Genomic DNA, 25,875 nt, shown 5'->3' with positions numbered 1-25,875 from the left:
CAGACAATCTTCAAAGAAAAGGCCGCTTCATCAGCGGCCTTTTTGTTTTCTTAGATGTGTGTTGTCTTAGCTGGTCTTTTCAGCTTCTGCCACTTTGCCAATGAGGTGTTCAAAGGTTCTGCGGACCATGATCTGTTGTTCCTGCATGTAGATGGTCAGACGTTCAAAGTCTGGCTCACCTCCTGCATTTACAAGAAGATCGAGCAAGCCGCCCGGAGCTGTTTTTGGATCAAAGTGTCCGGTTTGAGCGAGCTTCAGGATCTGTGTCAGGTCCTCATAGTTTCGAAGGGCTGGAATAAGCGTGTCAGCATCCTCTTCACGCAATACTCCAAAATCACGCGCCTTAAGCAATGCATCTTCGGTACGAGCCTGCAGGACTTCAGGATGCTCGACACCGTGAGCCAACTGCAAGAACTGGGCGATGAACTCAATATCGATCAAGCCACCCGGAATACCCTTGATCTGCCATGGGCTCTTTGCTGGCTTCTCCTTCTGGATGCGCGCACGCATATCGCAGACATCACGGGCCAGTTTTTCAATATCGCGCTTGTCCTGCAACAACTGCGAGACCGCACAGTCGATCTGTTGAGCAAACTCAGGGCTTGAGCTGGTGATGACACGAGCGCGTGTAAGGGCCATATGCTCCCACGTCCAGGCATCGTTGGACTGATAGTCTTTGAAGGACGCAAAACGCGTTGCAAGCGGTCCAGAGTTGCCTGAGGGCCGCAAACGGAAGTCGACCTCATAAAGGACGCCTTCTGCCGTCGGCGCAGTCAGCGCGGATACAAGGCGCTGTGTGAGGCGACTGTAGTACTGACTTGGGGCCAACGGGCGTTTGCCGTCACTTTGAACGACATCCTCGGGAAAATCGTAGAGCAGAATCAGGTCAAGGTCCGATGCACAAGTGATTTCCTGTCCGCCCAGTTTGCCCATGGCAACAAGAGCAAGTTCAGCTCCTGGAATTTTACCGTGGGCGTCTTCCAACTCTTGCTGCACACGTGGCAATAGCTGACAGAGCACTGCGTCTGCAAGTGTTGAAAGTCCCTGGCCTAACTCTGCTGCTGTGATCGTTCCTGTGATCAAGCGCAGGCCGAGCAAGAATTGTTGCTCCTGTACAAAGATACGCGCCCGGTCGAGCGCTTCTTCATAATACCCAGCCTGATCGAGCGTCACAGCAAGCGCTGTTTCAATCTGCTCTGCTGATGGCGCCCCACCAAAGAATGCCGGGTCGAGAAGCGCATCCAGAACGTGGACGCGTTTGGAGACGATCTCGGCCATACGTGGTGCGTTGCCCATAACCATCGTCAGCAAGTTGAACAGGTGCGGGTTAGACTTGAGCAACCCGAAGAGTTGCACACCCATTGGCAGTTTGGAGAGGAAGGAGTCAAATGTCAGCAGTGCTTTGTCTGCATTCTCAGTACGCGCTAATGCATCCAGCAGAATTGGGGTAAACTCGGTCAACCGTTCACGAGATTTTGGCGCACGAACTGCCGGATATCTGCCGTAGTGCCACTGACGGATGGTGCGGATTGCATCAACGGGCCTTTGGAAGCCAAGCTGGCTGAGAGTTTCCAGCGTATTGGGGTCTTCATCATCTCCTGTGAAGACCAGATTGCCAAGGTTGGTTGCCAGATCTGGCTCATGCTCAAACAAGCCTGAGTAGTGCTTTTGCACCAACTCAAACTTAGAGCGGATCGTGTCAGCGAACTCAGAGCGGCCTTGAATGCCCATAAGGTGATAGACACGTGCTAATGCCTCTTCATCCTTAGGCAGGATGTGGGTCTGCTCATCGTTGATCATCTGAATGCGATGCTCAACCTCGCGCAGGTAGCGATAGGCTTCTTCCATATCTTCTGCAGCGGATTGGTCGATCCAGCCACAGTCAGCCAGTCTTTCCAGCGTGATCAGTGTCCGCCGGTCGCGTAGTTGCGGGTTGCGGCCACCTGCGATCAGCTGTTGGGTCTGCGCGAAAAACTCAACTTCACGAATGCCGCCTCGTCCCAGCTTCACGTTATGACCAGCAACCGTGATTTTGCTGAAGCCTTTGTGAGCATGGATCTGGCGTTTGATGGAGTGCACATCTGAAATGGCGGCATAGTCCAAATATTTGCGCCAGACGAATGGGCGTATTTCTTCAAGGAAGATCTCACCGGCTTCAATATCACCTGCACATGGGCGTGCTTTGATGAGCGCTGCACGTTCCCAGTTCTGGCCCAGGCTTTCATAATAGACCAGCGCTGCAGGAACAGAGATTGCCAGTGGCGTTGCTCCAGGATCTGGCCGTAAGCGCAAGTCAGTTCTGAAAACATATCCATCCCCGGTACGCTCATTCATGAGCTTCACCAGACGGCGGGTGATACGGACAAACTCAACAGGCGCTTCTGCACCACCAATCAGGCGGCTACGCTCAGGATCATAAAGAACGATCAGATCGATGTCAGAGGAGTAATTAAGTTCACCCGCGCCATGCTTGCCCATGGCCAGAATGAAGAAACCTGCCTCCTTTTCCGGTTCATCATGATCAACCGGAATAAATTTACCTCTGACTTCAAGCTCACGAAGGCAGAAGCGTAGGCAGGCGGTCAATGATGCATCTGCAAACTTGGTGAGAGCACCCGTTACATTTTCCAGCGGCCATGCGCCTGCAATATCCGCCAGCGCAACCGTGAGAGCCATTTCCTGTTTTGCCAAACGCAACGATTGCATAAGTGCAGCTTCGCTTTCAGGTCGGGCATTCAGGCAGTCCTGTAAAAGGATCGCAATGGTCTCTTCTGGCGGTGTATTCAAAATACGCAGGAAGCGTTGAACATCGCGCAACATGGTCTCGCGCAGAAATGGCGCACTGACCATGAAGCCTTTAACAAAGCTGCGCAGATGGGGGGCACCCTGACAGAGCTGTTCAAACTCAGAAATGAGGTCCTTACGTTCCAGCTTCTCAATAAGATCTTTCAGGTGCCGATCACCCAGATCATCATCTGCACAGATGGGCTGGCGTTCCAAGCGCTCAAATAAAGGAGCAAGAGCTCCTTCACGATGTTCGCGCTTCAGAATGCTGCTTTTTAGCTGGTGGCGTTCTTCTTCCGAGCCTTGTCCCATGCTTCGTTGCCCTCTCCCTCACCTCTTTGCCCGTTGTTTAAGGGCAGAACAATCCGGGCACGCAGGCCAGATTGCTTATCACTTTCAGAATCATCTGCTGTCCCAGCCGATGTTAGCTGCAATTCTCCATGATGGAGAGTTACTACCGCCTTGATAAGTGACAATCCAAGCCCAGAACCCGGTGCATGGCGAGAGCTATCAAGCCGAACGAAGCGATTACACACCCGCTCACGATCAGCAGCAGCAATACCAGCGCCATTATCTTCTATGCTGAGTATAGCCTGCTCATCATTTCCAGACAGTACGACTTTGATTGTGGGTTTGATATTCTCTTCGGTTGGGCGACCGTATTTAAGAGCATTTTCTATCAAGTTTGCGAGAGCTTGCGCCAATAACTCCCGATCGCCTTCGATGACAGGCTCATCTTCCAGTGAGACAGAGAACTCGACACCATCATCTTCGGCAACGGGCTCATAAAGTTCGCACACGTCCTTGACGATGTTGCCCAGCTTGATTGTTTGCAGCTCCGCTCCAGTGGAACCAGCTTCCACACGCGCGATACGCAGCAGTGCGTTGAAGGTGTTGATCAGCTCATCGGTCTCAACCAGTGTCTCTTCCAGACATTCGCGGCCTTCATTTTCACTCAAGTTTTGCCGCAGAGCAGCTTCCACGCGCCCTCGCATACGTGTGAGCGGTGTTTTGAGATCATGGGCAATATTGTCGGAGACTTCCTTAAGGCCCTTCATCAGCTCTTCAATACGATCCAGCATCACATTGAGGTTGCTGGCCAGACGGTCGAACTCATCTCCGTTACCAGTCACATCGAGGCGACCGGCAAGATCACCTTCCATAATCAGGCGTGAGCTCATGGAAAGGTTATCGATGCGTTTCAGGATACGGCGATTGAGGAAGAACCATGTGATGCCAGCCAGAACGACCATTCCGACCAGCCAGAGGGTCAAAGCGTCACCCAATAAGCTTTTCAGATGGACCTGATCTTCCAGATCACGTCCGACCAGCAGCTTGAAGTTACCGGGCAATTCGAAGATGCGGACGATCGCTTTGGCTTTGTTCTGGTCCGTCTCAGCAAACCCTAGTGGTGTGTAAGAGACAAACTGAATTCGGCCATCGGACACTGAGAGAACTTTCTCAGGCAGGTAGGCGATGTTGCCCGTAATGACGTTTCCAGAGTAGTCCAGGATGAGGTAGAGGTTTGAGTTGGGGCTTCGGACACGGCGCTCCACACCAACTACGAGTCCGTTGATGCCGTTTTGAGCATATTGTTCGGCAAGGCCCTGAATTTCTGCATCAACCGTCTGCACCACCTGTTTGTTCATCAGATCATCGGTGTTCTGCGAGATGAAGATGAACAGAAACACAGAGAGCGCCGTGAAAGACGTCAGGTAGATTGCGGCCAGCTTGAAGGCTGTGGTTGAGAGGATCCTAGTTAGAGCTGTCACGGATTGAGTACCCTGCACCACGAACAGTATGAAGCAACGGGAAATCAAACCCTTTGTCGATCTTTGACCGAAGCCTTGAGATGTGAACGTCAATCACGTTGGTCTGCGGATCGAAGTGATAATCCCAGACGTTTTCCAACAACATGGTGCGGGTCACTACCTGCCCAGCATGCTTCATGAGGTACTCAAGAAGGCGGAACTCACGGGGCTGCAGCACTATCTCCTGTCCAGCACGGCTAACAGAGTGCGCGAGGCGATCCAGAACAAGATCAGCAACTTGCAACTTGGTTTCCACTTGTGGACCAGCTTTACGGCGGCTCAGCACTTCAACGCGGGCGAGCAGTTCAGAAAAGGCGTAGGGTTTTGAGAGGTAGTCATCTCCACCTGCGCGCAGACCGGTCACACGATCATCTACTTGCGAGAGCGCTGAGAGGATCAATACAGGCGTTTCATCACCAGAGGCGCGCAGTGTTTCGATGATGGAGAGGCCATCGCGTTTGGGCAGCATGCGATCAACGACGAGCACATCCCATGTGTTGGAGATTGCCAGCTCAAGTCCGTCTTCGCCATTGTCTGCGTGATCAGGTGAGTGCCCTGCTTCTTTCAGTGCTTTGAGCAGATAGTCCGCCGCTTCCCGATCATCTTCAATAATCAAGATTCTCATTTTTTCATTTCCCAGAGCAAGGCATTGGTCGTTTCCTCACATTGACGGGAAACGATAAAAAAAAGCAAATGCTGTTGGGGGTAACCGTCAGCATTTGCATAAGTTTTATAGGTGAAGTTGGCAGATGATAAAGTCCCTGCCTTTTCTTCCAGCATTGGTTTTTAGGACTGACATCAAGTAGAGGGCTACCCTTGCTATCAGCCCCTCAAACAACCGAAACACCTGTGAGGGTATCCTTGGTGTTTCGACGAGGGACCACGAGAGGGGCGTTTCTCGTGATCCGCATTCTTGTAAGTGGCTTATTCCTCACCCTTTTCTAGCGGGATCGCCACAAAGAGTGTATTCTCACCACGGGTGACACGCAGCAGAACTGCCTTGCGTCCCTGTTCACGTGCTGTTTCAACCTGTTCTGCAACATCGGTTGGTGTTTCAACTTTAACACCAGCAACTTCGGTGATGATCGCACCAGGTGCGAGGCCTTTGTCAGCAGCAGGTCCATCTGGATCTACCTTAGTGACAACAACGCCTTCTTCATCAACACCTGCCTGTTCAGCAGTTGCCAGTTCCAGCCCTAGGCTGTCTACCAATGCGGTATTCGCATCCTTGCTTTTGCTCGCTGAGGCTTGTTTTTTCTCTTCAGGAATAGTGCCGAGCTTCACAGTCGCGGTCTCGATTTCACCATTGCGCCAATATTCGATCTTCACTTCGGTGTTTGGTGAATATCCAGCGATGACCTTTGCCAGTTCACGCGGGCCGTTCACTTCTTCACCATCGACCTTGAGGATGATGTCGCCAGCCTGGAAGCCAGCTGCTTTTGCAGGGGTATCGCCCTGAACTTCCGCAACCAGCGTGCCGTTTTCGTTTTCGAGACCGAGGGATTCAGCGATATCCTTGGTCACAGGCTGGATCTGAACGCCAAGCCAGCCGCGAGTTACTGCGCCGTCTTCTTTCAGGTCAGAGATGATCTTTTTTGCAGTCTGCGCCGGGATCGCAAATGCGATGCCCACGTTGCCACCGCTTGGAGACACAATTGCGGAGTTCACGCCAACCACTTCGCCCTTCACGTTGAATGCAGGACCACCGGAGTTACCACGGTTCACAGAAGCATCAATCTGGAGGAAATCATCATAGATACCAGCGCCGATGTCACGACCACGAGCAGAGACGATGCCAGCCGTTACCGTGCCGCCCAGACCGAACGGGTTGCCAACTGCGACGACCCACTCACCAACCAGTGGAGCATCATCTGTAAAGGCGACGTATTCAAACTTTTCTTCGCTTTCTACTTTCAGGAGAGCCAGATCAGAACGCTTGTCAGAACCAACCAATGAGGCTTCCAGTTCCTCGCCTTCACTGGTTACGATGGTGAACTCAGTTCCGCCTTCAACCACGTGTTCGTTGGTCACTACATAGCCATCATCAGAGATGAAGAAGCCGGACCCTTGAGATTGATCGAAGCGCTTGCGTGGTGGAGCTTTCTTTTTTTGCTCACCACCTGGTCCACCAAACTCGCGGAAGAACTTCTGTAGTGGGTGATCATCTGGCATATCGCGGAACATTGGAGGGATGCCCGCCAGACGATCATTCTCTTTAACCTCAGAGCGCACACGAACGGAAACAACTGTTGGCTGAACTGCTTCGACTAAACCAACAAAGCTTGGCATTGCTGGCGCATTTACGCGGACAGGCTCGGCTTGAGCGGTTGCTGGAACAAGTGTCAGCGGAGCAACCATTGCACCTGCAATTGCCAGTGCCATGGTGCCATTGAGAAGACGGGAACGACGTTTGGAAGTGGTTTTTGCAGCAGACAGGGAAACAACGTTGGAACTTGCGTTCTTGGTCAACTTCATTTGGCTCAACTCCATTTAGTCAATCTCAGCCCAACTGGGGAAAACGGGCTTTTGCATTTCGTTGAGAATGACTATGCCAGAGCGAACCTTACAAACACCTATCTGCCACATTAATCTTCTGTAATGATGGGAAAACTTCGTAGTTGCTCCCACCAGTCTTTTGTTAGCCCTGCATGTAGCGGCTTGCCCATGCTGCAATCACGCGTGCTGCATAATCTGCATCTTTGTATTTAAACAGCAGGTGATCGGCATCATCCAAAGACACAAATGATTTCGGATGCTTCGCTGCTTCAAAGATCTGAGCAGCGTTCTCGATGCCAACCGTGGCATCAACCGGCGAGTGAAGAACCAGCACCGCCTTTTTCAGCACAGCAACGCGCGACCGAACATCCTGCGCTTCAAGATCTTCGATAAACTGACGTTTAATCTTAAACGGTCGTTCACCGAGCTGGACGGTGGCTTCGCCCTTCTCTTTTATCTCATCAAGGGAAGCTCCGAAGTTATGAATCACATGATCTGCTGAGGCTGGTGCACCGATTGTTGCAACTGCTTTTACCTCTGGCACCTCAGAGGCTGCTGCAAGCACAGCTGCGCCGCCCAGAGAATGCCCTACAAGCAGCTTTGGTGCCTCATAATGCTCCCGCAGGTAATCAGCGGCGCGAACAAGATCCTGAAGGTTTGATGAGAAGTTGGTGGAGGCAAAGTCGCCGCCGCTGTTGCCAAGACCAGTGAAGTCAAAGCGCAGAACAGCAATCCCGTCTTTGGTCAGAGCAGATGCAATGCGTCGTGCTGCGGAAAGATCCTTGGAACAAGTGAAGCAATGGGCGAACAGGGCATAGGCCTTTGGTTCACCATCTGGTGTGTCCAGACGGGCTGCAAGATGCGCTCCCTGAGAGCCTTCAAATTCCAATTTAATGGGATCGTTTGCCATTTGAACTGTTCCTGTCATTTCCTGCGCAGCTGGCACATTCGGAATATATATTAAGAGACAGGTATCTAGTGCGCGCTTACAGGCGTCTTTACAATTCAACTGGTTGCAAGAAGATGTGATTAAACGTGAGCCCCGCAAACCATGTCTGCGGGGCTCTGTTATTGGTCTTATTTAGAAGACATAAGCTTGTCGAGTTCGGCCTGCTCTTCATCCGAGAGCGGCTTGACGCCCGCTGCACTGCTCTTCAGCGGTGCATGCTTTTTCTTTCGCGATGTACGCCACAGGAAAAAGCCTCCAAGCAGCAATGCGAGAGGTCCGCCGCCCCACAAAAACAGAGTATGGAACGCAAAGCGCGGCTTGAGAAGGACAAACTCACCATAGCGGTCAACAAGATAGTCCATGACTTCCTTGTCACTGTCCCCTTCTACCAGTCGCTCACGTACCAGCAAACGCAGATCCTTTGCCAGTTTAGCGTTGGAGTCATCAATGGACTGGTTCTGGCAGACCACACAGCGCACTTCCTTGGAAATTTCGCGTGCACGTTCTTCCAGAACAGGATCTTTCAAGATTTCATCCGGGTTGACTGCATAAGCAGCTGGAGTTCCCAGAAGAACAGAAGAGATCAATACCAGTACGAACTTCATCTTCATGGTCATTACTCCGCCGGAGTTGGGGTTGCTGTTGCAACACCGCCTGCTACGCCTTTGCGCTTGCGGGCTGAAACAGGAGCACCAACACGCAGGCGACGATCAAAGAGGGCAATACAACCACCCAGAGACATAAGCAGAGTACCAATCCAGATCAGCGTGATCAGCGGTTTGAAGTAGATGCGCGTAACAATACCACCATTTGCGTCAGAGTCACCCGTTGCAAAGTACACCTGCGAGAAGCCGAAGGTCGCAATGGATGTTTCACTCATTGGCATTCCGCTGGCATTATAAGCACGCTTGGATGGCTCCATGATACCGACGACATTGCCACCTTTACGAAGAGTATACCGGGAGACCATCTCCTGATAGTTCGGACCATTTTGGGTCCAGCTCTTCTCATAGGTCACATTGTAACCGTTCTGTTCAAGCGTATCGCCTGGTCGCATCACTTCAACGCGTTCAGATTCAAACGCCATTGTCGTCACAATACCCAGAACCGTAATCCCAAGACCAGCATGGCCCAGAACAGTAGACCAGACGGTTGGTGCAAAGCCTTTGATACGGGCCATGGAACGACCAAAATCAATTTTGAACAGCTGGGAACGTTCAACGATTTCCCAAAGGGAGCCAAAGATCGCCCAGAATGCCAAACCGAAGCCAAGCGCTGTCATAATGCTTGTTGTGCTGACGCCCATGAACCAGATCAGGCCGAAAGTCGCGAGCATTGCGATCACAAAAGCAGAGGTCAATCGTTGGGCTACACCCCATGCATCACCACGCTTCCATGCCAAAAGCTGGCCAAATGGCATCAGGATCAGTACTGGCACCATGATTGGGCCGAATGTCAGGTTGAAGAATGGTGCACCCACGGAGATCTTGTCGCCAGAGAAGGCTTCCAGAACGAGTGGGTAAAGCGTACCGACAAAGACCGCAGCACAGGCTGTTGTCAGGAACAGGTTGTTCAACACCAGTGAACCTTCGCGGCTGATTGGTGCAAACAGGCCACCTTGACGAAGCAATGGTGCGCGCCATGCAAACAGTGTGAGTGACCCACCGACAAAGATTAGCAGGATCGCAAGGATAAAGAGACCACGTGCCGGATCAACTGCGAATGCGTGTACGGAGGTGAGAACACCTGAACGGACGAGGAAGGTCCCCAGCAGCGACAAAGAAAATGTCAGCAGTGCAAGGAAGACAGTCCAAACCTTCAGAGCATCCCGACGTTCCATTACGATTGCGGAGTGAAGTAGCGCTGTACCGGTGAGCCATGGCATGAAGGATGCATTTTCGACCGGATCCCAGAACCACCAGCCACCCCAGCCGAGTTCGTAGTAAGCCCAGTAAGAACCCATTGCGATGCCGAGGGTCAGGAAGATCCAGCTTACGAGAATCCAAGGACGTACCCAACGTGCCCAGGCGGCATCAAGTTTGCCAAGAATGAGCGCAGCTGCAGCAAACGCGAACACGATTGAGAAGCCAACGTAGCCAATGTAAAGAATTGGCGGATGGATCGCCAAGCCGACATCCTGCAGCATTGGGTTGAGGCCTGAACCTTGCAATGGTGCAGGGCTGATACGGGTAAACGGGTTTGATGCAACAATGACGAAGAGCAGGAATGCAAAGGAAACCCAGCCCTGAGCGCCAAGAGTAGCAGCCCGGAGGCGCTGTGGAATGTTGCGTGAAAACACTGCAACCAATGCACCGAACAACACCAGAATAAGCACCCAGAGAAGGATAGAACCTTCGTGGTTGCCCCACACACCGGAGATCTTATAGACCAGCGGCTTGTCGCTATGGGAGTTTTGGTAGGTATTCAGAAGCGAGAAGTCTGAGTTCAGGTATGCCCAGGTCAATGCGGCAAAGGCAACGCAAGTCAAAAGGAACATAAGTACGGCAAGGCCAGGTGCCATCCCCATCAGACGGTGGTCTGAATTCACTGCACCCCACACTGGAAAGACCGACTGAACAGCCGCGACTACCAATGCCAGAATGAGTGCATAGTGGCCAAGTTCAATTATCATTACGATATCCTAGTATCCATTTGGCGCTGGATAACCGGCCCTTTTGGGCAGAGCCGGTTGATTTTACTTTTAGTTTACTTTGGTGCTTTGCTCTGCAGAGGCGGCCTGTTCCTCTTCCATCCAGTGGCCATCTTCCTTCAAGGTCTCGTAGACCTCTTTTGGCATATAGCTTTCATCATGCTTGGCCAGAACTGTGTCTGCAATGAAAACACCCTTCTCGTCCATGTGGCCTTCAGCGATGATGCCCTGCCCTTCACGGAACAGATCTGGCAAAATGCCCTTGTAAGAAACCGGAATAGCTTCTGCCTGATCGGTCACACGGAAGAGGATCACTGAGCCCCGGCTCTTATCAAGAGAGTCATCTTCAACCAAACCGCCAAGACGGATGCGTTGCCCAACTTCAACTTGCTGTTCAGCGATGTCGCTTGGGCTCTGGAAATAAGTCACGCTGCTGGAGAGTCCATAAAGAACCAAGCCGACAGCTGACCCCAGCACCAATCCCGCAAGACCAATAAGCCCGAGTCTTTTTTGTTTACGTGTCATACTCGCAGTTCCGTAGATACGTTGCCAACTAATGCCTTACGGCGTTTGTATTCTGCAGCTCAATAGAACATCAAAAGAAGCTCTATTTCTTTGTCCTAGGCATATCTTATTTCCGAAAACCGCTTGGCATTCATCAAAGATACGCAACCCCTGCCTTATTCAGCAGGGCTCAAATTCAGGCTGGCGGCCAGTTGGTTGATCTGTTCCAGTGCAGCCGCATCGTCCTTCAGGTTTTGCTTGGCACGGGCGACTGCTTTTGCGGCCTCCACTTGCTCCCCGAGAATAATGCGGGCCTGAATCAGCCGTCCCCACTCGGAAACAGAACCACCTTGTTCATTAAGGCGTTCATCCAACTGCACAACCATCTGGTTGATCATTTCATTGCGATCTTCTGCACTCATCTCAGCTGCAGCTTCAACTTCTTCAGCAGAAGGTCCAGCTGGCTGTCCAAGTGCCGGGATTGCCTCAGCCTCACCAGATACAACGGCGCCTCGTGCGATCAGTTCGTCACGCTGTGCCTTTGCTGCGTCCACCCAAGGAGCATTTTGATCTGCAGTCTTCAGCAGAGCATTCCAGGCAGCCAGCGCTTCGTTTATCTGACCCTTCTGGCCCATAGCCATTGCCAGATAGTAGTAGGGTTGCAGCATTTCAGGCTTAGCGAGATTGATCCGGCGCAAAACCTTTTCAACTTCATCGGACACTTGTCCTTCATTTGCAAAAATGCTTGCTTCAGCCCAACCAACCATAAAATCGAGATTTTCAGGGAACTGGCTCAACGCCTGCGCATAGGCGCGGCGGGCCTTATCAAATTGGCTGGTACGCATGTAAACAGGTGCGATTACAGCCCAACCCTGTCCGTCGTTGGGGTTTTCTTTGAGGTGATCCTCAGTCCTGGCAATCAGAACTTCAAGATCAGCCTGCCCTGCGGTTTCAGCCAAACGCTCAGCGCGTGGCTGGTCAGGGATTTCCGGAGAACCGTATTGTAAATACATACCTAGCGCTGCCAGAGGTACCAAAACAACCGCTGTCAGCTGCACAATGCGCATGCGCATTTTAGAGGGAGCTGACTGGTGGTCTCCCTGGTTTTGCTTGTGCGCGGCTAACAAGCGACGCGACACTTCAATTTTGGCGGCTTCTGCCATGTCCGGCGCGATTACACCGCGCTCAAGATCTTTTTGTATTTCTTCGAGCTGGGCACGAAACACAGCTTCATCATTGCGCTCATCAGGACTAACCTTGGGAGAGCGAGCCAATGGAACGAGTACGGCCAATGCGACCGCCGCCGTCAAAATTGCGAGAACTAACCAGAATGTCATAGTGGCTTAAATAGACAGGTTCTAAATGTGAAAGGCAACAGTTCCCCCCCTGCGACGGGCAGTCGCACAAGCCATATACCCACAAAATACCTATGAAGTTGCACTTATTTTCTAAAAGACGCAGGCACTACTAGGGGGTTAGGCGGCATCTTTCAGGTAAGTCTTCTGTCTGCGAATGAGGTTCGCAGTGTCTTCCGGCTCCAGCGAGATCTCACTCATCGAGATTAAACGGCTCAATTTTCTCGAAATTTCGCCATAATTCGGAAGGTTTTCAGTCTCGTTTTGCTCGTCTTTGGGAGCTGTCAAAAGCTTCTCGGAGTTGCGATCGATGAAACGTTCGACATGATCTCTGGTTGAGATTTGCAGCTCGTTCAAGCCAAGCACACCTGCATATTGCGACGCTAACTTGGCGAGTTTTAATCCCCTCAAACATTTGTGATAGGCGCGCTGAATCTGCTCCAGCCGATAACCACCCTGCAAATCTGCAAGGTCAGGTTTTGTTTCTGAAGCGATTGCCTCTTCCAGTTGTGCCGGAAGGTTGTGCAGTTCATCGCGTAGCAGAATACACAAACGGTTTTTGAGCTGTACAGCGCGCTGGTTCCATTGACCGCAAGCGCTGAAGCCTTCGAGTTCTTCCAGTTCCTCAAAATGCAGCAGGCAGGCGTTGGCTGCTTCCGGAAGCCCAACAATGGCCTCCTCTTCCATGCGCCAACCTTCAACGACGGACACACTTTGCTCCAAAGAGGACAAAGCAAACTCTATAAAGGCTGCGTAAGGGGTGCCCGTAACATCTTTCAGAGCAGGAACAGCTGCGAGGGTTTGAGCCAGTTTAATGAGGTCAACAGGCGCTTCGTCCAGACGAAGGAATGACAGCGCTGCAAGATAATTGGTCTCAGCTCTGTGCTGCTCCATATGGGCACGCATGTTTTGCAAACTGTTACCGGAGGACATGGACAGAATGTCTTCTGCAAAAGGTGGAGTGTCTGCCATCACCTTTTCCCATGCAGGCGCTCTTTCCAAGATCACCAGAACATCACAGAGGAAATCAAAATTAACATGACCTCCAACCTTGCGGCGAAGCTTTGTCTTTATCTGAATGTCTTGATCTGCTGCTTCCAGCTCTTTTTTTGCAGCAGCAACCAAACGCAGACGGAGACCTTCAGCGCATGTATAGAGTGCTTTCTGGATGGTCTCATGGGTCGTAGGCAAATCTTGTTGCTGACACAGCTCTTCCAAGGCCTCCACCGCTTCGGTAAACTCATTAGAAAGAAGCACCTGGCGCATGTAGGTCCAGAGCGGCTCCATTACTGTGGCATCGATCCGACCTTGCTGCGGCGTTCTCAGCGGCATTTGAATGAGAAATGGCTGAAGGGGGCTTAGAATTGCGCGCTTGAGTGGCGTATCCAGAGACAGCTTATTTTCAGGGATGTAAGAGGCTTCACCAAGGAGCCTGCGAATAGTGAGCAGCATGAGTTCGGCATTTGGCACAGATGTTCCGCTTTGCACGGTATCATCGACAGACCGTTCCAACATCCGCAAAGCAGATTGAGACAAGGCTCCTAACACCTTCTCCATTTGCAATGCTTTATGGTTGACCTCGTGCATCCAAATCTCTCTGGTACTCAGCTTTACACTGGTTGAGCTTATACACGCTCAACCCTCACAACATGCAGCAGACGACAACTGCTAAAATTGTATTTGTTGATCAAAACTATCGGCGGAATTGCTTAATCAAATCTTGATAAGCAGCCTTTTCCGCATGCGAAAGGTGTGTTTCCTTCAGCAAAAACTGCTTACAGCGAGGGATTTCGGGCTAGTTCAGCGCTGCCCAGCGCTCACCGTCCTTACAGGCCGCACCTTTGATCAGCTGCGTTTTCTCATCATACGCAATGGTATGTTGGAAATCGCGGCAGCGGCGGTCATTCACGTAATAGACAGGACCAGACTTAACTGTGCCTTGCGCGCCAGAGAATCGGTTGCGCCAGACAACTTTGTTGCCTGCATCAGAGGCATTCAACGCTTTGCTCTGTGCTTTATAGACGGTGTCGAGGTCACCGCTTCTGAGCAGTTGCTTCAACTCGCCTTCTGTGGCGCTGTCGATTGCAGCCTGTGCTGCTGCGTTTTGCTCACTGTCAGAAGACCAGAAACCGAAAATAGATGAGGATTCGGCATCGGTTTGAGCACTGGTGACATGATCAGATGTCGCACAGCTGGCTAAACCGCCAACAACGACAGGTAAGACCATCAGTTTTTTCCAGTTTCGCACCAACATGCATCCTCTTTGTCGCTTTTGCGACTTATCCGTTTTCCGGAAAGGCTCTTTGTCCCTTCCAAGGTCTTCCAGTAAGGCCTCAAACCAAAGCAGCGTCATTAGCTTGAAAACGCTTTCGTGGAGCAACCCCTTAAAACACAGTTACACTTACTATCAGGACTGTTTGAAACAGATGCAACCCCTGCCCCAAAACAGATCAGATTGTCAGAGACGGCAAGATCACCGTTGCCTTCAATCCACCTAACTCGCTATCGCCAAGTTCAAATGAACCACCGTAAATACCTGCAATGTCAACAATTATGGATAAACCCAAACCCGTTCCAGGGACGGTTTCATCCAATCTTTGCCCTCTGCGCAGCGCACTTTTTTTCTCTTCAGCCCCCAATCCAGGGCCATCATCTTCTACGACCAGAGCGATGAGTGACGCAGAGGAATTGTTGCTTTTCAGCGCCACTGACACTTTTTTATCACACCATTTGCAGGCGTTATCCAACAAGTTCCCAAGGATTTCCTCCAGATCTTGCTGCTCACCACGGAACAACAGAGTCTCATCCATATCAACCGTGATCTCAGGCTCTTTGTCACGATGGATTTTTTCCATTGCACGTGCCATGCGCGACACCACAGGTGCAGCTTCGCACGACACACCGATCACCCGGCGCTGAGCTGCCATCCGTGCTTTTTCCAGATAGTGCTGAACTTGCCCTCTCATAAGATCCGCTTGCTCTGAAACCTTCAAAGCGAGCGGTTCATCTGAACTTCTGGCCTCGTTGGTAATGACAGAGAGAGGCGTTTTCAGGGCATGAGCAAGATTTCCCACCTGTGTTCTGGAATGTTCCACGACTTCTCTGTTTGAGTGGATGAGAGCATTGAGTTCAACAGCGAGCGGTTTCAGCTCTTTGGGCAGATCTTCCTGAACTTCTTCCTCTTTTCCCTGACGAACCCGACCAAGGCTCTCCTGAAGTTCTGTTAGCGGCCGTAAGCCAAAGCGCACCTGCAGGAAGATGGCGGCGACAAGACCAAGACCGAGAACACCCAGCGTGATCGCTGCTTGCCATGCAAAGGATGCGGTACTTTCGCCAAGCTCTCGCGTGCTTCCGGCAACTGCAATTGTTACAGGTTGGAGACCACCAAACTGGATACGCTTTTGCAGGAGGCGCAGATCGCGGCCAGCTGGGCCAGTGATATTTTGTTTGAGTTCCAGTTCGCCCTTCATGTTTTGCAGGCGCAGCGTGTCACCAAAAAGAGATTCGCTTTCAAACAGAACTTTGCCACCACGTTGCACGGTCCAGTACCATCCTGACAGCGGCATGTTAAACCGTGGATCACCGATACGGCTTAATGCAGGGTTCTTCTGCTCCCCTTCCGCAGCAAGGGCACTGACAATTGCTGTCATGTGGACTTCAAGGCGTTCATCCAGTGCTTTCTCACCCGCTTCACGAAACAGAGCAACAAGAATAGCACCCGCAACAACAAGGCTGACAACAGCCCACAGGCCCGCAACAAAAATCAGACGCCATGCCAATGACGCCTGTTGCTTCTTGCGAATGAACCTGATGGGGTTCCAGTTGAGCAGCCCCTGCAAGTTGTTGGTGTCTGCGCTGTTCTTATCAGGCATTTTCTTCCTGTAGCCTGTAGCCCAATCCACGTACGGTCTCGATCAGTGAACTACCAAACTTCTTGCGCAATCGGCCTACAAACACCTCAATGGTGTTGGAGTCGCGGTCAAAGTCCTGATCGTACAGATGTTCAACCAGTTCGGTTCTGGAAATTACACGGCCTTTGTGGTGCATGAGGTAAGACAGCAGGCGGAACTCGTGAGAGGTGAGTTTTACGGACATGCCGTTTTTCGTCACTTTGCCTGCCTTGGTGTCCAGAACAATGTCGCCAATGGAAATCTCGTTGGAGGCCAGACCGGCGGCGCGGCGCACCAATGCCCGCACCCGTGCCAGCACTTCTTCCATGTGGAAGGGCTTTGCAACGTAATCATCTGCGCCTGCATCAATGCCAGCAACCTTATCGCTCCAACGATCACGAGCCGTCAGGATAAGGACTGGCATGGAATGACCATCTCTGCGCCAACGTTCCAATACGCTGAGACCATCCATCTGCGGCAAACCAAGATCAAGGATGACAGCGTCATAAGGCTCGGTGTCACCGAGGAAATGGCCTTCCTCGCCATCATATGCTTTGTCGACAACGTAACCGGCGTCTTCCAACGCTTCAGACAGTTGTCTGTTCAAATCCCGATCATCTTCAACGATCAACATTCGCATAAGATCTACCCCACACAAGCACTCAGGCTCATCAAGCAGTTCAGACTGCTTTAATTTTACAGTTGCACATTCCTATCTGAAAACCGGTATCCACTTTTCAGATAGGAATGTGCAGTATCGCCTAATATCGCTTCCAAAATTCGTTCAAATTCAGGCAGAAAAATCTCTATCCAGAGTTCTTCTCAGATCGGTTACAACCGGCGCCCCGTTCGTGCATCCAGCGTCACTTGTGAGACGTTACCGCTGTTGAGTACGGACAGCACATAGACCAATCCCCCTCCTCGCTCACAGAGTTTGGCTGAAAGTATCTGCCCATTGACCCGCAACGAACCCAAAGGCCGCGCCTGACCGCTGGCAACAGCTTGCCTGGTCTGGCTGGAGGACAAACACGCGGCCTGCGCAGGTGCAGACCATGTAAAAACCGTTGCCGCCAAAGCCAGTGCCATCAATGAGCGAAAAAAGAGGTTGTGGAATTGGTGTCTCATAGGGCGTCTTCTAACTGGCACTGGCTGAACCTCACATGAACGAGGTGTTATTTATTTCAAAACAAAGACCTAGCAGATTCTCTGGGGTCTGTGATGTTTCTTTGCTTGGTTTGCAAATAATCCGGTAAAAGCAATTGTTAAAGTGTTACGCTCACCAAGCAATCTGAAGTTGTCCCCAAACCGAATTTCGTTGAGTTTTGAGCAACTTCACACGTCAGAAGATGCTGACCTGCGTCAAGGAGTGATTGTAACTCGGTATGCGGGATTATCAGGCTTTCCTGTGTCGCCTCGTATTCACGCAGAACAGTTCGTTCATTTTCGCTCCCATCCTGACGATAAAGCGTGACCGAAAACTGAAGTTTATCCTCTTGGAGGGGAATATCTGGAATTGCCCAGCTGTCCGCTTCCCATCTGGCTCTGCGAATCCATTTAAGTTCCAAATCCCCACTATCTGTTTGGCTTGCACTCAGATGAACCGGTGCGAATGGTTTAAGTGAGCTTTGTTTTCCGGCATGGCTTGTGTTCACTGCCCATTTAAAGCCCAGGGGTTTGCCAGCTGGAACGACACGATATGAGAGCGCAACATCAGCTTTGTCGCTGGTCCATGGCAGTTTCAGCAGGGATTGGTCCAAAAGGACAAATTCGGCGTTCTCCTCACTCGACGAAGCAACCAGATGCTCCGTACCCAATTGCCCTCTGAGTAACTGCGTGAGTTTGTAAGTCATGGGGGCAATCAGTTCAGCCTTGCAGAACTGTATCACTTCCCACTCATCATTTTTGCGAATGGCACAGGCATTTGCACCTGACATCACGTCGAGCTGCTTTCGGCTTTGTAACTGGCCTCCGTAGAGTTTTACGGTGATATGAGAGACCAAATCCCATCGCCAAAGTGGGCCGGGGCTGAGAGGTTCTTGCAATATGCCCATGGTGGCTGGTTCGGTCACCTGCACTAGCGGTGTGAATTCTTCACCTGAGCTGGAGCTGTACAGCTGATAGGCACTCGGCCAGTTCGCATTGTAGATAGCGACCACCGGGCTTCCGTCATCCGCTCCCTCACTGTGGAACCTTGGCAAATCCAAGATGCTGACAATTGGCGGGCCTGAGGTGGTGTCGTAGAAAGATCGTTGTGATGATCCATCCGAGACTGCTGCGACTATATTAGGATATCCGTTGAGCCGTATTGCCTGAACGTCCAGATGAGCACCAGATGAGACCTGATCAATCCGGCACTGAAAGGAAGTGGTGTCATCACCCAGAAGCTCGCCGGGAAGTTCTAGTACATCCCCCGGTCGCAGATCGATTTTACTCAGAGCAAGTTTAAACTGAAGGGTCTCCCGATCCAGCCATAAGCCCTGGTGCATTTTTTGAACCAGCTTTTTGGCAGAGGAGAGCGAAGCTGTGATGGGGAGCTGGATGTTGGAGGTGCGCCTGTCCATGCCTTCCAAACGGCGGGAGGAGACAACGAGAGCCTCATAATTGTTATTGGGGTCCATACCTCGCAGTCGGAGTTCAGCTGGCAGGTCGCTGCCATCATTGCGGCTGATGGAGATGTAGCCCTCCTCCTCTTCAGCTTCCAACAGGTCAGCAAGGCTCAGTTTCCCATTGGGGGTGGCCTTGGCGTATTTGGGGAGGATGGCCAGATGGGTTCCGCGATCAACGGCGATGCCTCCGGCGAGTTGTAAGACGGGAGAGAGCGCAGAGCGTAAGGACGTTGGGCCTGTCACGATCAGGCCTTCGAGGGTTTCGCCCAGTTCAGCGATCTCTGTCAGCTCTTGGGTGTGTCCAAAATCATCACGCATGGTACGGATGAGGCCTGAGAGAGAGGTTGCACCGAGACGACCTGTCAGCCAATGGCCGAGCTGCCAGTTCTGACCATCTGCCCAAACATCGGAATATGTCGGGAACTCGGGGAACGGGCGGGCATCCCATGTCCAGAGGAAGGCGTTGTCCGCATCGACCATCGTACCTGCGTAGGCACTTGCGGCTGGATTGTCGCCTTGCGGCCAGTCCGGATGGTCTGTTCCCCAATAACTGAGGCTTGCTTCCAGCGCGCGACGCTGGACAAGGTCATCCTGCTGCCCGTTGGAGAAGTGCGGTAATGCGCTTTCGGCAGACTTGGGGTCCACGAAGACATTGGGCTGGTTCGTTCCTTTATCGACAGCAGGAAAGCCAAGTTCGGTGAACCAGATGGGTTTGGATTGTGGCACCCATTGAGTTGGCGTGTTTTGTTCAGCACTTGCAACACGTTCAAAATGTTGGTTCTGCCACCAGTTCTTAAGGTCTTTTTGCCGGAACACCCACGGCTTGTTGTAGGCTCCGTCTGTAATCGGGCTGCGGGTTTTCTCAGCTCGGTCTGTGTCATTGGCATAATACCAGTCGTAATATTCGCCGGAGGCTACTCCCTCCCGCAGTTCCTTGAGGTTGTAGGCTGTTTGCGGGTCATCGTTCTGACGCAAGTCCGATAGTGGCAGGTAGTTATCGATGCCGACAAAATTGATGTCAGCATGCGCCCAGAGCGGGTCCAGAGGAAATCGCAGGTCACCGGATTGAGGGGTGTGGCCCGCGTATTCACTCCAGTCAGCTGCGTAGGAAAGTTTAGTCTGGTCGCCGACAATCTGGCGGACCTCAGTGACCAGTGTTTTCAGGTGATCAACGAAAGGAAACGTACCGCCACCTGCCCAACATTGGGTGAGACCGCGCATTTCAGAGCCGATGAGAAACGCTTCCACACTACCGGCCTCTTTTACCAAATTGGCATAGTGCAGGATGAAACGGCGGAACCGCCAGTCACTGTCTGAGCCGACAAAAGCGTCTATCTGAGGCGTAACTGCGCTGGTTCCCTGCTGCGTTCCGGGTTGTCCTGCTGCGATGTCAGAGGTGATGCGTCCGCGCCAGGGGAAGCTGGACTGCTTGGTTGCGCCATATGGGTCGGGCAACTGATTGTCATCGGGGATGTCCATCATCACGAACGGGTAGAACATGACAGCAAGGCCACGGCGCTTCAGTTCCTTGATGGCTTCTGTGACGGAAACATCGGAGGGCGTGCCACCATAGGCAGGTCTGTCATTGATGCGGGAGACCTCTTGCGCCTCAGCGCGGGTTAATCCTGCAACACTCCAGTTTTCAGGTAGATGCTTTGTGGTCTGGTAGGTCACTTTGGGCTGAATGGTGCACTGGGAAGCGCGTAGGTCATCGCCAAACCAAGCGACGACAAGCGCGACGCTTTTCAGGTTTGGGCAGAGGGCCTGAAGTTCATCCAAAGAGCGGACCAGATCGGTTTCCTCGCCCTTGCCATGGCGGTTGACGCTCCGGGTGTTGCCGGGGGCAAGTTCCTCGATGACTTCCTGCGGGTGGTAGGCGAACTCACCTGCTCCGGGGATGAGTGTGACTGCCTTGATCTGCTGTTCCAGTGGTTCAATGGAGCGGAGCACTTCGAAGGCGAGTTGAGGGATCCGATTGCCGAACTCAGCCAGCGGGAGGCGTTCGAACACAACATACGCGGTGCCTTTATAGGCTGGCGCGGTGCCTTGCTTGGCTTCTATCAGTGGGTCGGATTGTTGATCTTCTGCCCCCAAGTACACCCTCATGTTAATTGTGCTGGTGTCCAGCTCCGTACCGTTGGCCCAGATACGCTGCACTGCGGTGATGGGGCCTTCACAGAGGGCCACGGCAAAGTTGGCGAAGTAGCTGTGGCTGGTGATACTGGTCGATGAGCCAGTGGATTTTCCGCCCTGCTTTTCTTCGGAGACCACCTCTTCCAGTCGCGTTGCCCAGATGATGTTGCCAGTCACGCGGACACGGCCATAGACAAAGGGAAGAGATGCGCCTTCAGCTGCGGTTTGCAATTGCAGGTCGCCTAGCTTGCCGACGGAGAGTTCCCGGTTTCCACCGAAGATCTGCTGATCGATCCACGCCCCGCCAATAGCCCCCAGTGTTTGTCCTATGATAGCGCCGAAAGGGCCACCGATTGCGCCGCCAACGGCTGCACCAACACTTGATAGCACCATTGTTGCCATGGTCCTGTCCTTTCCGGATCACTGACTTGAGAAGAATGAAAAACGCCCTGCAATCTTGTTGCGCCACATGGGCACCAGCGGGCTTTCAACCACTCCCACCGCCTCGTAAGCATGGATGAAGCGGTCTTTGCTGGTCATAAATCCAAGGTGTTTGCAGGGAACTTGCGGCGCCCAGCGAAACAGAATGATTTCCGCTGGCTTTGGCTTTTGCAAAGACCCTTGCACCTCGTTCAGATACTGGTGCGCAGCAATCAGCAACTGGTCCTCACCTTTCAGCTCCGCCCATTCAGGTGCGTAGCTGGCGGGAACGGGCGGCTCGGTATGGTGCAGAAAGCGATAGAGGCCGCGGATAAGGCCAAGACAATCGCAGCCTGCACCTTTGGTTGTGGCCTGATGCTGGTAAGGCGTTCCGACCCAGCTGCGCGCTTCCTTCAGGAGGGTGTGGTGAGACTGCTGCATGATTACCCCACCAGCTTTTCGCCGTTGTTGGCAGCGGATTGGCTTTCAGGTCCAGCAAGGATGAAGTCATTGCCCGGCATATGAGGAAAGCCTCGGAAGTTCTCGGTGTTCTGGAACTTAGTCTGGCAGCTGCTCCAGCTTTTATCGCAGCCTGCGGAAACCGATGCGGTTACTGGATAGGTTTGCTCCAGGATCACGGGAGCCCAGAGCGTGAGTTTGTGATTGCCGTGCTCAATGAGGTGACTGGTAATGCGCGAGGGGTGATTGGCGTAGGGGCCAGATTGAAAGGTGAGCTTGCCGAAGGACCACCAGCCAGTGCCGATATCGGTGTTACCTTCGATGACCAACCGATTGCCATCTTCTTTGCCTGTGATACTCACCTGTCTTGAGTAGGCAGCGACGTCCAGATTGATCCCGCAGTTAGGATCTCCCAGATCAGCATGACATTGGTGGGAGAGTTGCCTGCCTTTTGGCTCAGAGAGTTTGGTGGCCAATGAGCGGAACTCGGCGCGGAATACATCGGCATCTCTTGTGACTTCGCCAAGGGAGCCGCACCGGAGCAACTGGTGCTCCTCCGGGTTTTGCCAGTTGACCAGATAGACCTCGACTTCGGCATTGTCCCAAAGACCCGCACTCAACTCCTTCTCGCTTAAGCTGTCGGAAGAGAGGACGCCCAGCGCTTCTTCCTGTCCGGCCTGAAAGTCAGATTGAGCCATGGCCTGAGTGCCATCCAATCCGATGCCGGGTTCATAGGTTTTACCGAGCAGTGAGATTGGGTGGTCGTGGGTGGTAAAACCGAGGCTGAGGCCGGATGGAGCGGTTAAGCGCCAGCAGTAGGCCACAGTTGTGCCCTCACCGGTCAGGTGTTCTTTCAAAGCAGCATTGAACATGGGTTTACTCGCAGAGTTGGTTTCAGATGAGAAGTTCGACGAGGGGGATGGACGGCACCTGCCCTGCCTCGAAGTGCAGGAGATTGATTTCCAGCTGGTCGTTTTCAAAGCGCGTGGGCGTATCGAAAAGGAAGCCCGCCGTGATCACCTGATCATTTGAGGGAATGTGACCGGTCTGAAATTCAAGATTGCCTGTCAGAGGATCGAGAAGCACATCACTGCCGACGGTTTTCAATTGACCGGCGACCGCAACCGAGACAGTTCCTGCCACTGGTTTCGTGATTTTGCGTTGCCAGGCAACGCTTGCCGCTCCCACTTGCTTGATGAGCTGGAACGTCTTTGTTGTCCCGTCGCCAGTTCCGATCGTCACATCGGTTGCAGATGGAGTTGCATCAAAGGCGCAGGATTTATGATCCATGGGGTCACGAAACCGGAATCCGCAGAGGCGACCACCCACTTTTTCGAAGAAGGAGAGTACCCGTTGCAGATCTGCCGAGCTGCGCAATCCGGTCCCTACATCAAAATGCCGTCGCGTTCCCTTCCAGATGGCGTTTCGGGTTTCTGCGCCATTGAGTAACCTTGTGACCTGACTGCGTTTTCCTACTCTGACAGAAGCCCCTAGGGAAATTCCAAGTGGGAATGATTCATCAACAAAACATGGTCGCATTTCACCCTCCTGTTTGACTTGGCTCAAGGCTGGGCGCCCGCGAAGCATCTAATAGGTTTGACATGGGAAAGTTATCTGCGTGATTTGCGTAGACCCGTTGTCGATGCTCCTCCCTCTTTGCAAAGCAACGGATTTTTCCAAAAAGTTTGCTACCACCGTCCGGTAGCAAAGCCACGTCGGTCCTTGAGTCCCTCCTCTTCAATGCCGACGTCATAGCCCGCGTCGCCCCCGTCCGGTGGCGCGGGCCATTATCATCGCAATCTGCCCCTGAGATCTTTCAAAGCTGCGCACATCCTGTGTCGCCACATTTATTGTGACGTTGGGCTGCGTGTTGCCCGCATTCATGGCAACGCCCAGACGCCCATCGTTGCCGCGCTGCAAAGGCAGAATTGCCTCTGCCCCCGCCTCTCCCATCACCCCCAAGCCCGTGTTGCCTGCTGCGAACATCGTCGGGCTGGAAACAACACCGCCTTTTGCAAAGGGCGTCACGCCTGCCACATTACCAATAGCTGATGAAATTCCGGCAGAAAGCAGGTTTTCAAGTGGCTTTAAGGCACTGTTGAGAGCAGAGTTGGACATGTTGAGCGCGACTTGTGAGAAGATCGATTGCAGGTCTTTGCCAGAGGTGACTGCGCTTTGCAGGCCTTTGCCAAGCTCTGAAGAGAACTCTTTGGCAAGGGCGTTGACCTCCTGCATGGTTGTTTCCAACTCACGTGCGTCTTCTACGTTCAGCGGTTCATTAAAACTATCCGTCATGGTGTTTGTTGATCCTCTTTGTCTGGAAACTGGGCCAGCAGCCCTTCCAGTACGCCTCGTGTGATCGTGCGGGCATTGCGGGTTCCCGGTGGCGTGAAAGCCATTTCCAGCTCAACCAGTGTTGATTGCCAGAAGGTGCGCGGTGACCAACCAAGCTCCCGGCAGGCTTTGTGCAACAGATCATGCCAAGGCACAGCTTGGTTTTTAGATTGCCCGGGCTTCATGATTTTGACTGCTGAGGTGGAGAGAACGTGGCGACCAGCAGTTCCCCTGCCAGCTTGGCAAGGGCTGCAACGCCGCCTTCATGGGAGAGCTCTGCAACCTCTTCGTTCTCAATGACAAGTCCACCACCGCGAAGACCTGCACCCAGCACTTTGATGATGTCGGCAGCACTCAGCTTCCCAGAGGAAAACCGCTCGGTCAGCTGCTGTAATGTGCTGCAGCTGAGTGCGTCTTCCAGCTCTGCCAGTGCCCCGAGTGTGAGCACAAGAATGTGCTTTTGACCGCCGAGGTCTGCGAGGACTTCACCGCGCCTGCGATTAACGCCTCTGCCATAGGTTTTAGGTGGCATCCTGTACTCCTCAGGTTAGCGGGGTGAACGTGAGAGCACCGGCGGATTCCAGCGAGATCTCAAAGGTAACTTCAGATCGGTAGTCGCCGGAGTATTCCAATGCAGACAGGTGAAACGGGCCTTCCAGTGTTCCAAAGCCGGGCAGGATGATCTGCCATGTACGCAGCTCTCCAGCAAAGAAGGCGGTGCGGACTTTTTCTGCGGAGGCTTTGTCGCGAAACAGACCACTGCCAGAGAGCGAGGCATGGCGAGTGGAGGCTCCTGCCAGCAGCTCGCGCCAGCGGCCTGTGCTTTCGGCATCAGTGATATCAACGGGTGTGGCGTTGAGAGCGAGGCGTCTTGAGCGCAGACCTGCCACGCTTTCGAAGGTGCCGTCTCCTACTGTATCCAGTTTCAACAGCAAGTCTTTTCCGGCCTGAGCAACCATCTGTTTTCCTCTCAAAGGTTGGTGTTAAGCAGTCTTTTGCAGCAGGACGGAGAATTTGATGCGTCCGTACCATGTGCGACCATCGCCCAGACGGCGGCAGCTGGTTTCAGTCATGGTCAGGCCTGAGGTTTCAAGTCCGGCAGGTGACGTGACACCCGTCTCCAGCAGTTCGTTGAAGATCTGCAGGACTTCCTGGGTTTGAGCCCGGTCTGCATGGCGCGAGTAGATGCCGATTGAGCCTGTGAGCCTGCCACCATCGTCCAGATGGCCTGTCAGCAACTGCGTGGTGACAGCCTCCAGTGTTGCATAAGGCAAGGTTGCACCTCTTGGCACGCCGTCAAACACCCGCATTGGATCTCCCAGATAAGGCTTTAGCGACGCCTTGGCGTGGATTGCCTGAAACAGGGCTTTGCGGAACTCAAGCTCCCCCATCATCGCCCTCCTCCTGTTCACAAAGGATTTGCATGAAGGGCGCCTGCTCTGAGTGTGGGAGAACCGCTTTTACCCTGAGACTCTGTCCATCCC

Annotated in this window: 22 protein-coding genes and 1 pseudogene; all 23 read right to left on the bottom strand. The window is 52.7% G+C overall.

Features of this window, described 5'->3' with window-relative positions; translation table 11 throughout:
• Window positions 1-66 precede the first annotated feature (66 nt).
• The 23 genes and pseudogenes from PPL9_RS28610 to PPL9_RS28505 all read right to left on the bottom strand — a co-directional run bounded on the left by PPL9_RS28610 (window position 67) and on the right by PPL9_RS28505 (window position 25,782).
• The gene (locus tag PPL9_RS28610) at window positions 67-3,096 is read right to left on the bottom strand and encodes a bifunctional [glutamine synthetase] adenylyltransferase/[glutamine synthetase]-adenylyl-L-tyrosine phosphorylase (protein ID WP_057465905.1); all 3,030 of its coding nucleotides are present in this window, start codon (window positions 3,094-3,096) and stop codon (window positions 67-69) included.
• Window positions 3,060-4,556 (bottom strand): HAMP domain-containing sensor histidine kinase, encoded by a 1,497-nt coding sequence (locus tag PPL9_RS28605; protein ID WP_057465904.1) that lies wholly within the window; start codon window positions 4,554-4,556, stop codon window positions 3,060-3,062. The genes PPL9_RS28610 and PPL9_RS28605 overlap by 37 nt, the downstream gene beginning before the upstream one ends.
• Window positions 4,540-5,220, bottom strand: a complete 681-nt coding sequence (locus PPL9_RS28600; RefSeq protein WP_057465903.1) for a response regulator transcription factor — start codon at window positions 5,218-5,220, stop codon at window positions 4,540-4,542. Before PPL9_RS28600 ends, PPL9_RS28605 begins: the two co-directional genes overlap by 17 nt.
• A 299-nt stretch (window positions 5,221-5,519) precedes the next feature.
• On the bottom strand, window positions 5,520-7,070 hold the full coding sequence (locus tag PPL9_RS28595) for a Do family serine endopeptidase (protein ID WP_057465960.1): 1,551 nt from the start codon (window positions 7,068-7,070) through the stop codon (window positions 5,520-5,522).
• 172 nt (window positions 7,071-7,242) lie between these two features.
• Window positions 7,243-8,001, bottom strand: a pseudogene (locus PPL9_RS28590) (alpha/beta hydrolase); the annotation flags it as partial.
• Between the two features lie 167 nt (window positions 8,002-8,168).
• On the bottom strand, window positions 8,169-8,651 hold the full coding sequence (locus PPL9_RS28585) for a cytochrome c-type biogenesis protein (RefSeq protein ID WP_244273500.1): 483 nt from the start codon (window positions 8,649-8,651) through the stop codon (window positions 8,169-8,171).
• Between the two features lie 5 nt (window positions 8,652-8,656).
• Window positions 8,657-10,672 (bottom strand): heme lyase CcmF/NrfE family subunit, encoded by a 2,016-nt coding sequence (locus tag PPL9_RS28580; protein WP_057465900.1) that lies wholly within the window; start codon window positions 10,670-10,672, stop codon window positions 8,657-8,659.
• A 69-nt stretch (window positions 10,673-10,741) separates the two neighbouring features.
• On the bottom strand, window positions 10,742-11,215 hold the full coding sequence (gene ccmE / locus PPL9_RS28575; protein ID WP_082597161.1) for a cytochrome c maturation protein CcmE: 474 nt from the start codon (window positions 11,213-11,215) through the stop codon (window positions 10,742-10,744).
• Window positions 11,216-11,370: 155 nt separating this feature from the next.
• Window positions 11,371-12,531 (bottom strand): c-type cytochrome biogenesis protein CcmI, encoded by a 1,161-nt coding sequence (ccmI, locus tag PPL9_RS28570; protein ID WP_057465899.1) that lies wholly within the window; start codon window positions 12,529-12,531, stop codon window positions 11,371-11,373.
• 138 nt (window positions 12,532-12,669) lie between these two features.
• Entirely contained in the window at window positions 12,670-14,136 is a 1,467-nt protein-coding gene (locus tag PPL9_RS28565; protein WP_057465898.1) for a hypothetical protein, read from the bottom strand.
• Window positions 14,137-14,344: 208 nt separating this feature from the next.
• Window positions 14,345-14,776 carry an RT0821/Lpp0805 family surface protein gene (locus PPL9_RS28560; protein WP_208986598.1) on the bottom strand — a complete coding sequence of 144 codons (432 nt, stop codon included), beginning with the start codon at window positions 14,774-14,776 and terminating at the stop codon, window positions 14,345-14,347.
• Window positions 14,777-14,999: 223 nt separating this feature from the next.
• On the bottom strand, window positions 15,000-16,421 hold the full coding sequence (locus PPL9_RS28555) for an ATP-binding protein (protein ID WP_057465897.1): 1,422 nt from the start codon (window positions 16,419-16,421) through the stop codon (window positions 15,000-15,002).
• Window positions 16,414-17,079, bottom strand: a complete 666-nt coding sequence (locus PPL9_RS28550; RefSeq protein ID WP_057465896.1) for a response regulator transcription factor — start codon at window positions 17,077-17,079, stop codon at window positions 16,414-16,416. Before PPL9_RS28550 ends, PPL9_RS28555 begins: the two co-directional genes overlap by 8 nt.
• A gap of 191 nt (window positions 17,080-17,270) precedes the next feature.
• Entirely contained in the window at window positions 17,271-17,564 is a 294-nt protein-coding gene (locus tag PPL9_RS31715; protein ID WP_208989701.1) for a PepSY domain-containing protein, read from the bottom strand.
• A 137-nt stretch (window positions 17,565-17,701) separates the two neighbouring features.
• Window positions 17,702-21,580, bottom strand: a complete 3,879-nt coding sequence (locus tag PPL9_RS28545; protein WP_057465895.1) for a glycoside hydrolase TIM-barrel-like domain-containing protein — start codon at window positions 21,578-21,580, stop codon at window positions 17,702-17,704.
• Window positions 21,581-21,598: 18 nt separating this feature from the next.
• Window positions 21,599-22,039, bottom strand: a complete 441-nt coding sequence (locus PPL9_RS28540; protein WP_057465894.1) for a peptidase P60 — start codon at window positions 22,037-22,039, stop codon at window positions 21,599-21,601.
• Between the two features lie 2 nt (window positions 22,040-22,041).
• Window positions 22,042-22,929: a DUF2163 domain-containing protein gene (locus PPL9_RS28535; protein ID WP_057465893.1), complete on the bottom strand. Its 888-nt coding sequence runs from the start codon at window positions 22,927-22,929 to the stop codon at window positions 22,042-22,044.
• 22 nt (window positions 22,930-22,951) lie between these two features.
• On the bottom strand, window positions 22,952-23,596 hold the full coding sequence (locus PPL9_RS28530) for a DUF2460 domain-containing protein (RefSeq protein WP_057465957.1): 645 nt from the start codon (window positions 23,594-23,596) through the stop codon (window positions 22,952-22,954).
• Between the two features lie 210 nt (window positions 23,597-23,806).
• Complete coding sequence (locus PPL9_RS28525) at window positions 23,807-24,352, bottom strand: phage tail tape measure protein (protein ID WP_057465892.1); 546 nt, start codon at window positions 24,350-24,352, stop codon at window positions 23,807-23,809.
• The gene (locus PPL9_RS28520; RefSeq protein ID WP_057465891.1) at window positions 24,349-24,576 is read right to left on the bottom strand and encodes a phage tail assembly chaperone; all 228 of its coding nucleotides are present in this window, start codon (window positions 24,574-24,576) and stop codon (window positions 24,349-24,351) included. Before PPL9_RS28520 ends, PPL9_RS28525 begins: the two co-directional genes overlap by 4 nt.
• Window positions 24,573-24,923 carry a gene transfer agent family protein gene (locus PPL9_RS28515; protein WP_057465890.1) on the bottom strand — a complete coding sequence of 117 codons (351 nt, stop codon included), beginning with the start codon at window positions 24,921-24,923 and terminating at the stop codon, window positions 24,573-24,575. Before PPL9_RS28515 ends, PPL9_RS28520 begins: the two co-directional genes overlap by 4 nt.
• 10 nt (window positions 24,924-24,933) lie before the next feature.
• Entirely contained in the window at window positions 24,934-25,350 is a 417-nt protein-coding gene (locus PPL9_RS28510; RefSeq protein WP_057465889.1) for a phage major tail protein, TP901-1 family, read from the bottom strand.
• A 24-nt stretch (window positions 25,351-25,374) separates the two neighbouring features.
• Complete coding sequence (locus PPL9_RS28505) at window positions 25,375-25,782, bottom strand: DUF3168 domain-containing protein (RefSeq protein ID WP_208989700.1); 408 nt, start codon at window positions 25,780-25,782, stop codon at window positions 25,375-25,377.
• Window positions 25,783-25,875 lie beyond the last annotated feature (93 nt).

It is taken from the genome of Pseudovibrio sp. POLY-S9 (assembly GCF_001431305.1).
Lineage (GTDB): Bacteria > Pseudomonadota > Alphaproteobacteria > Rhizobiales > Stappiaceae > Pseudovibrio.
Note: the sequence above shows the minus strand (reverse complement) of the source record. Positions and strands in the feature narration are given on the sequence as shown.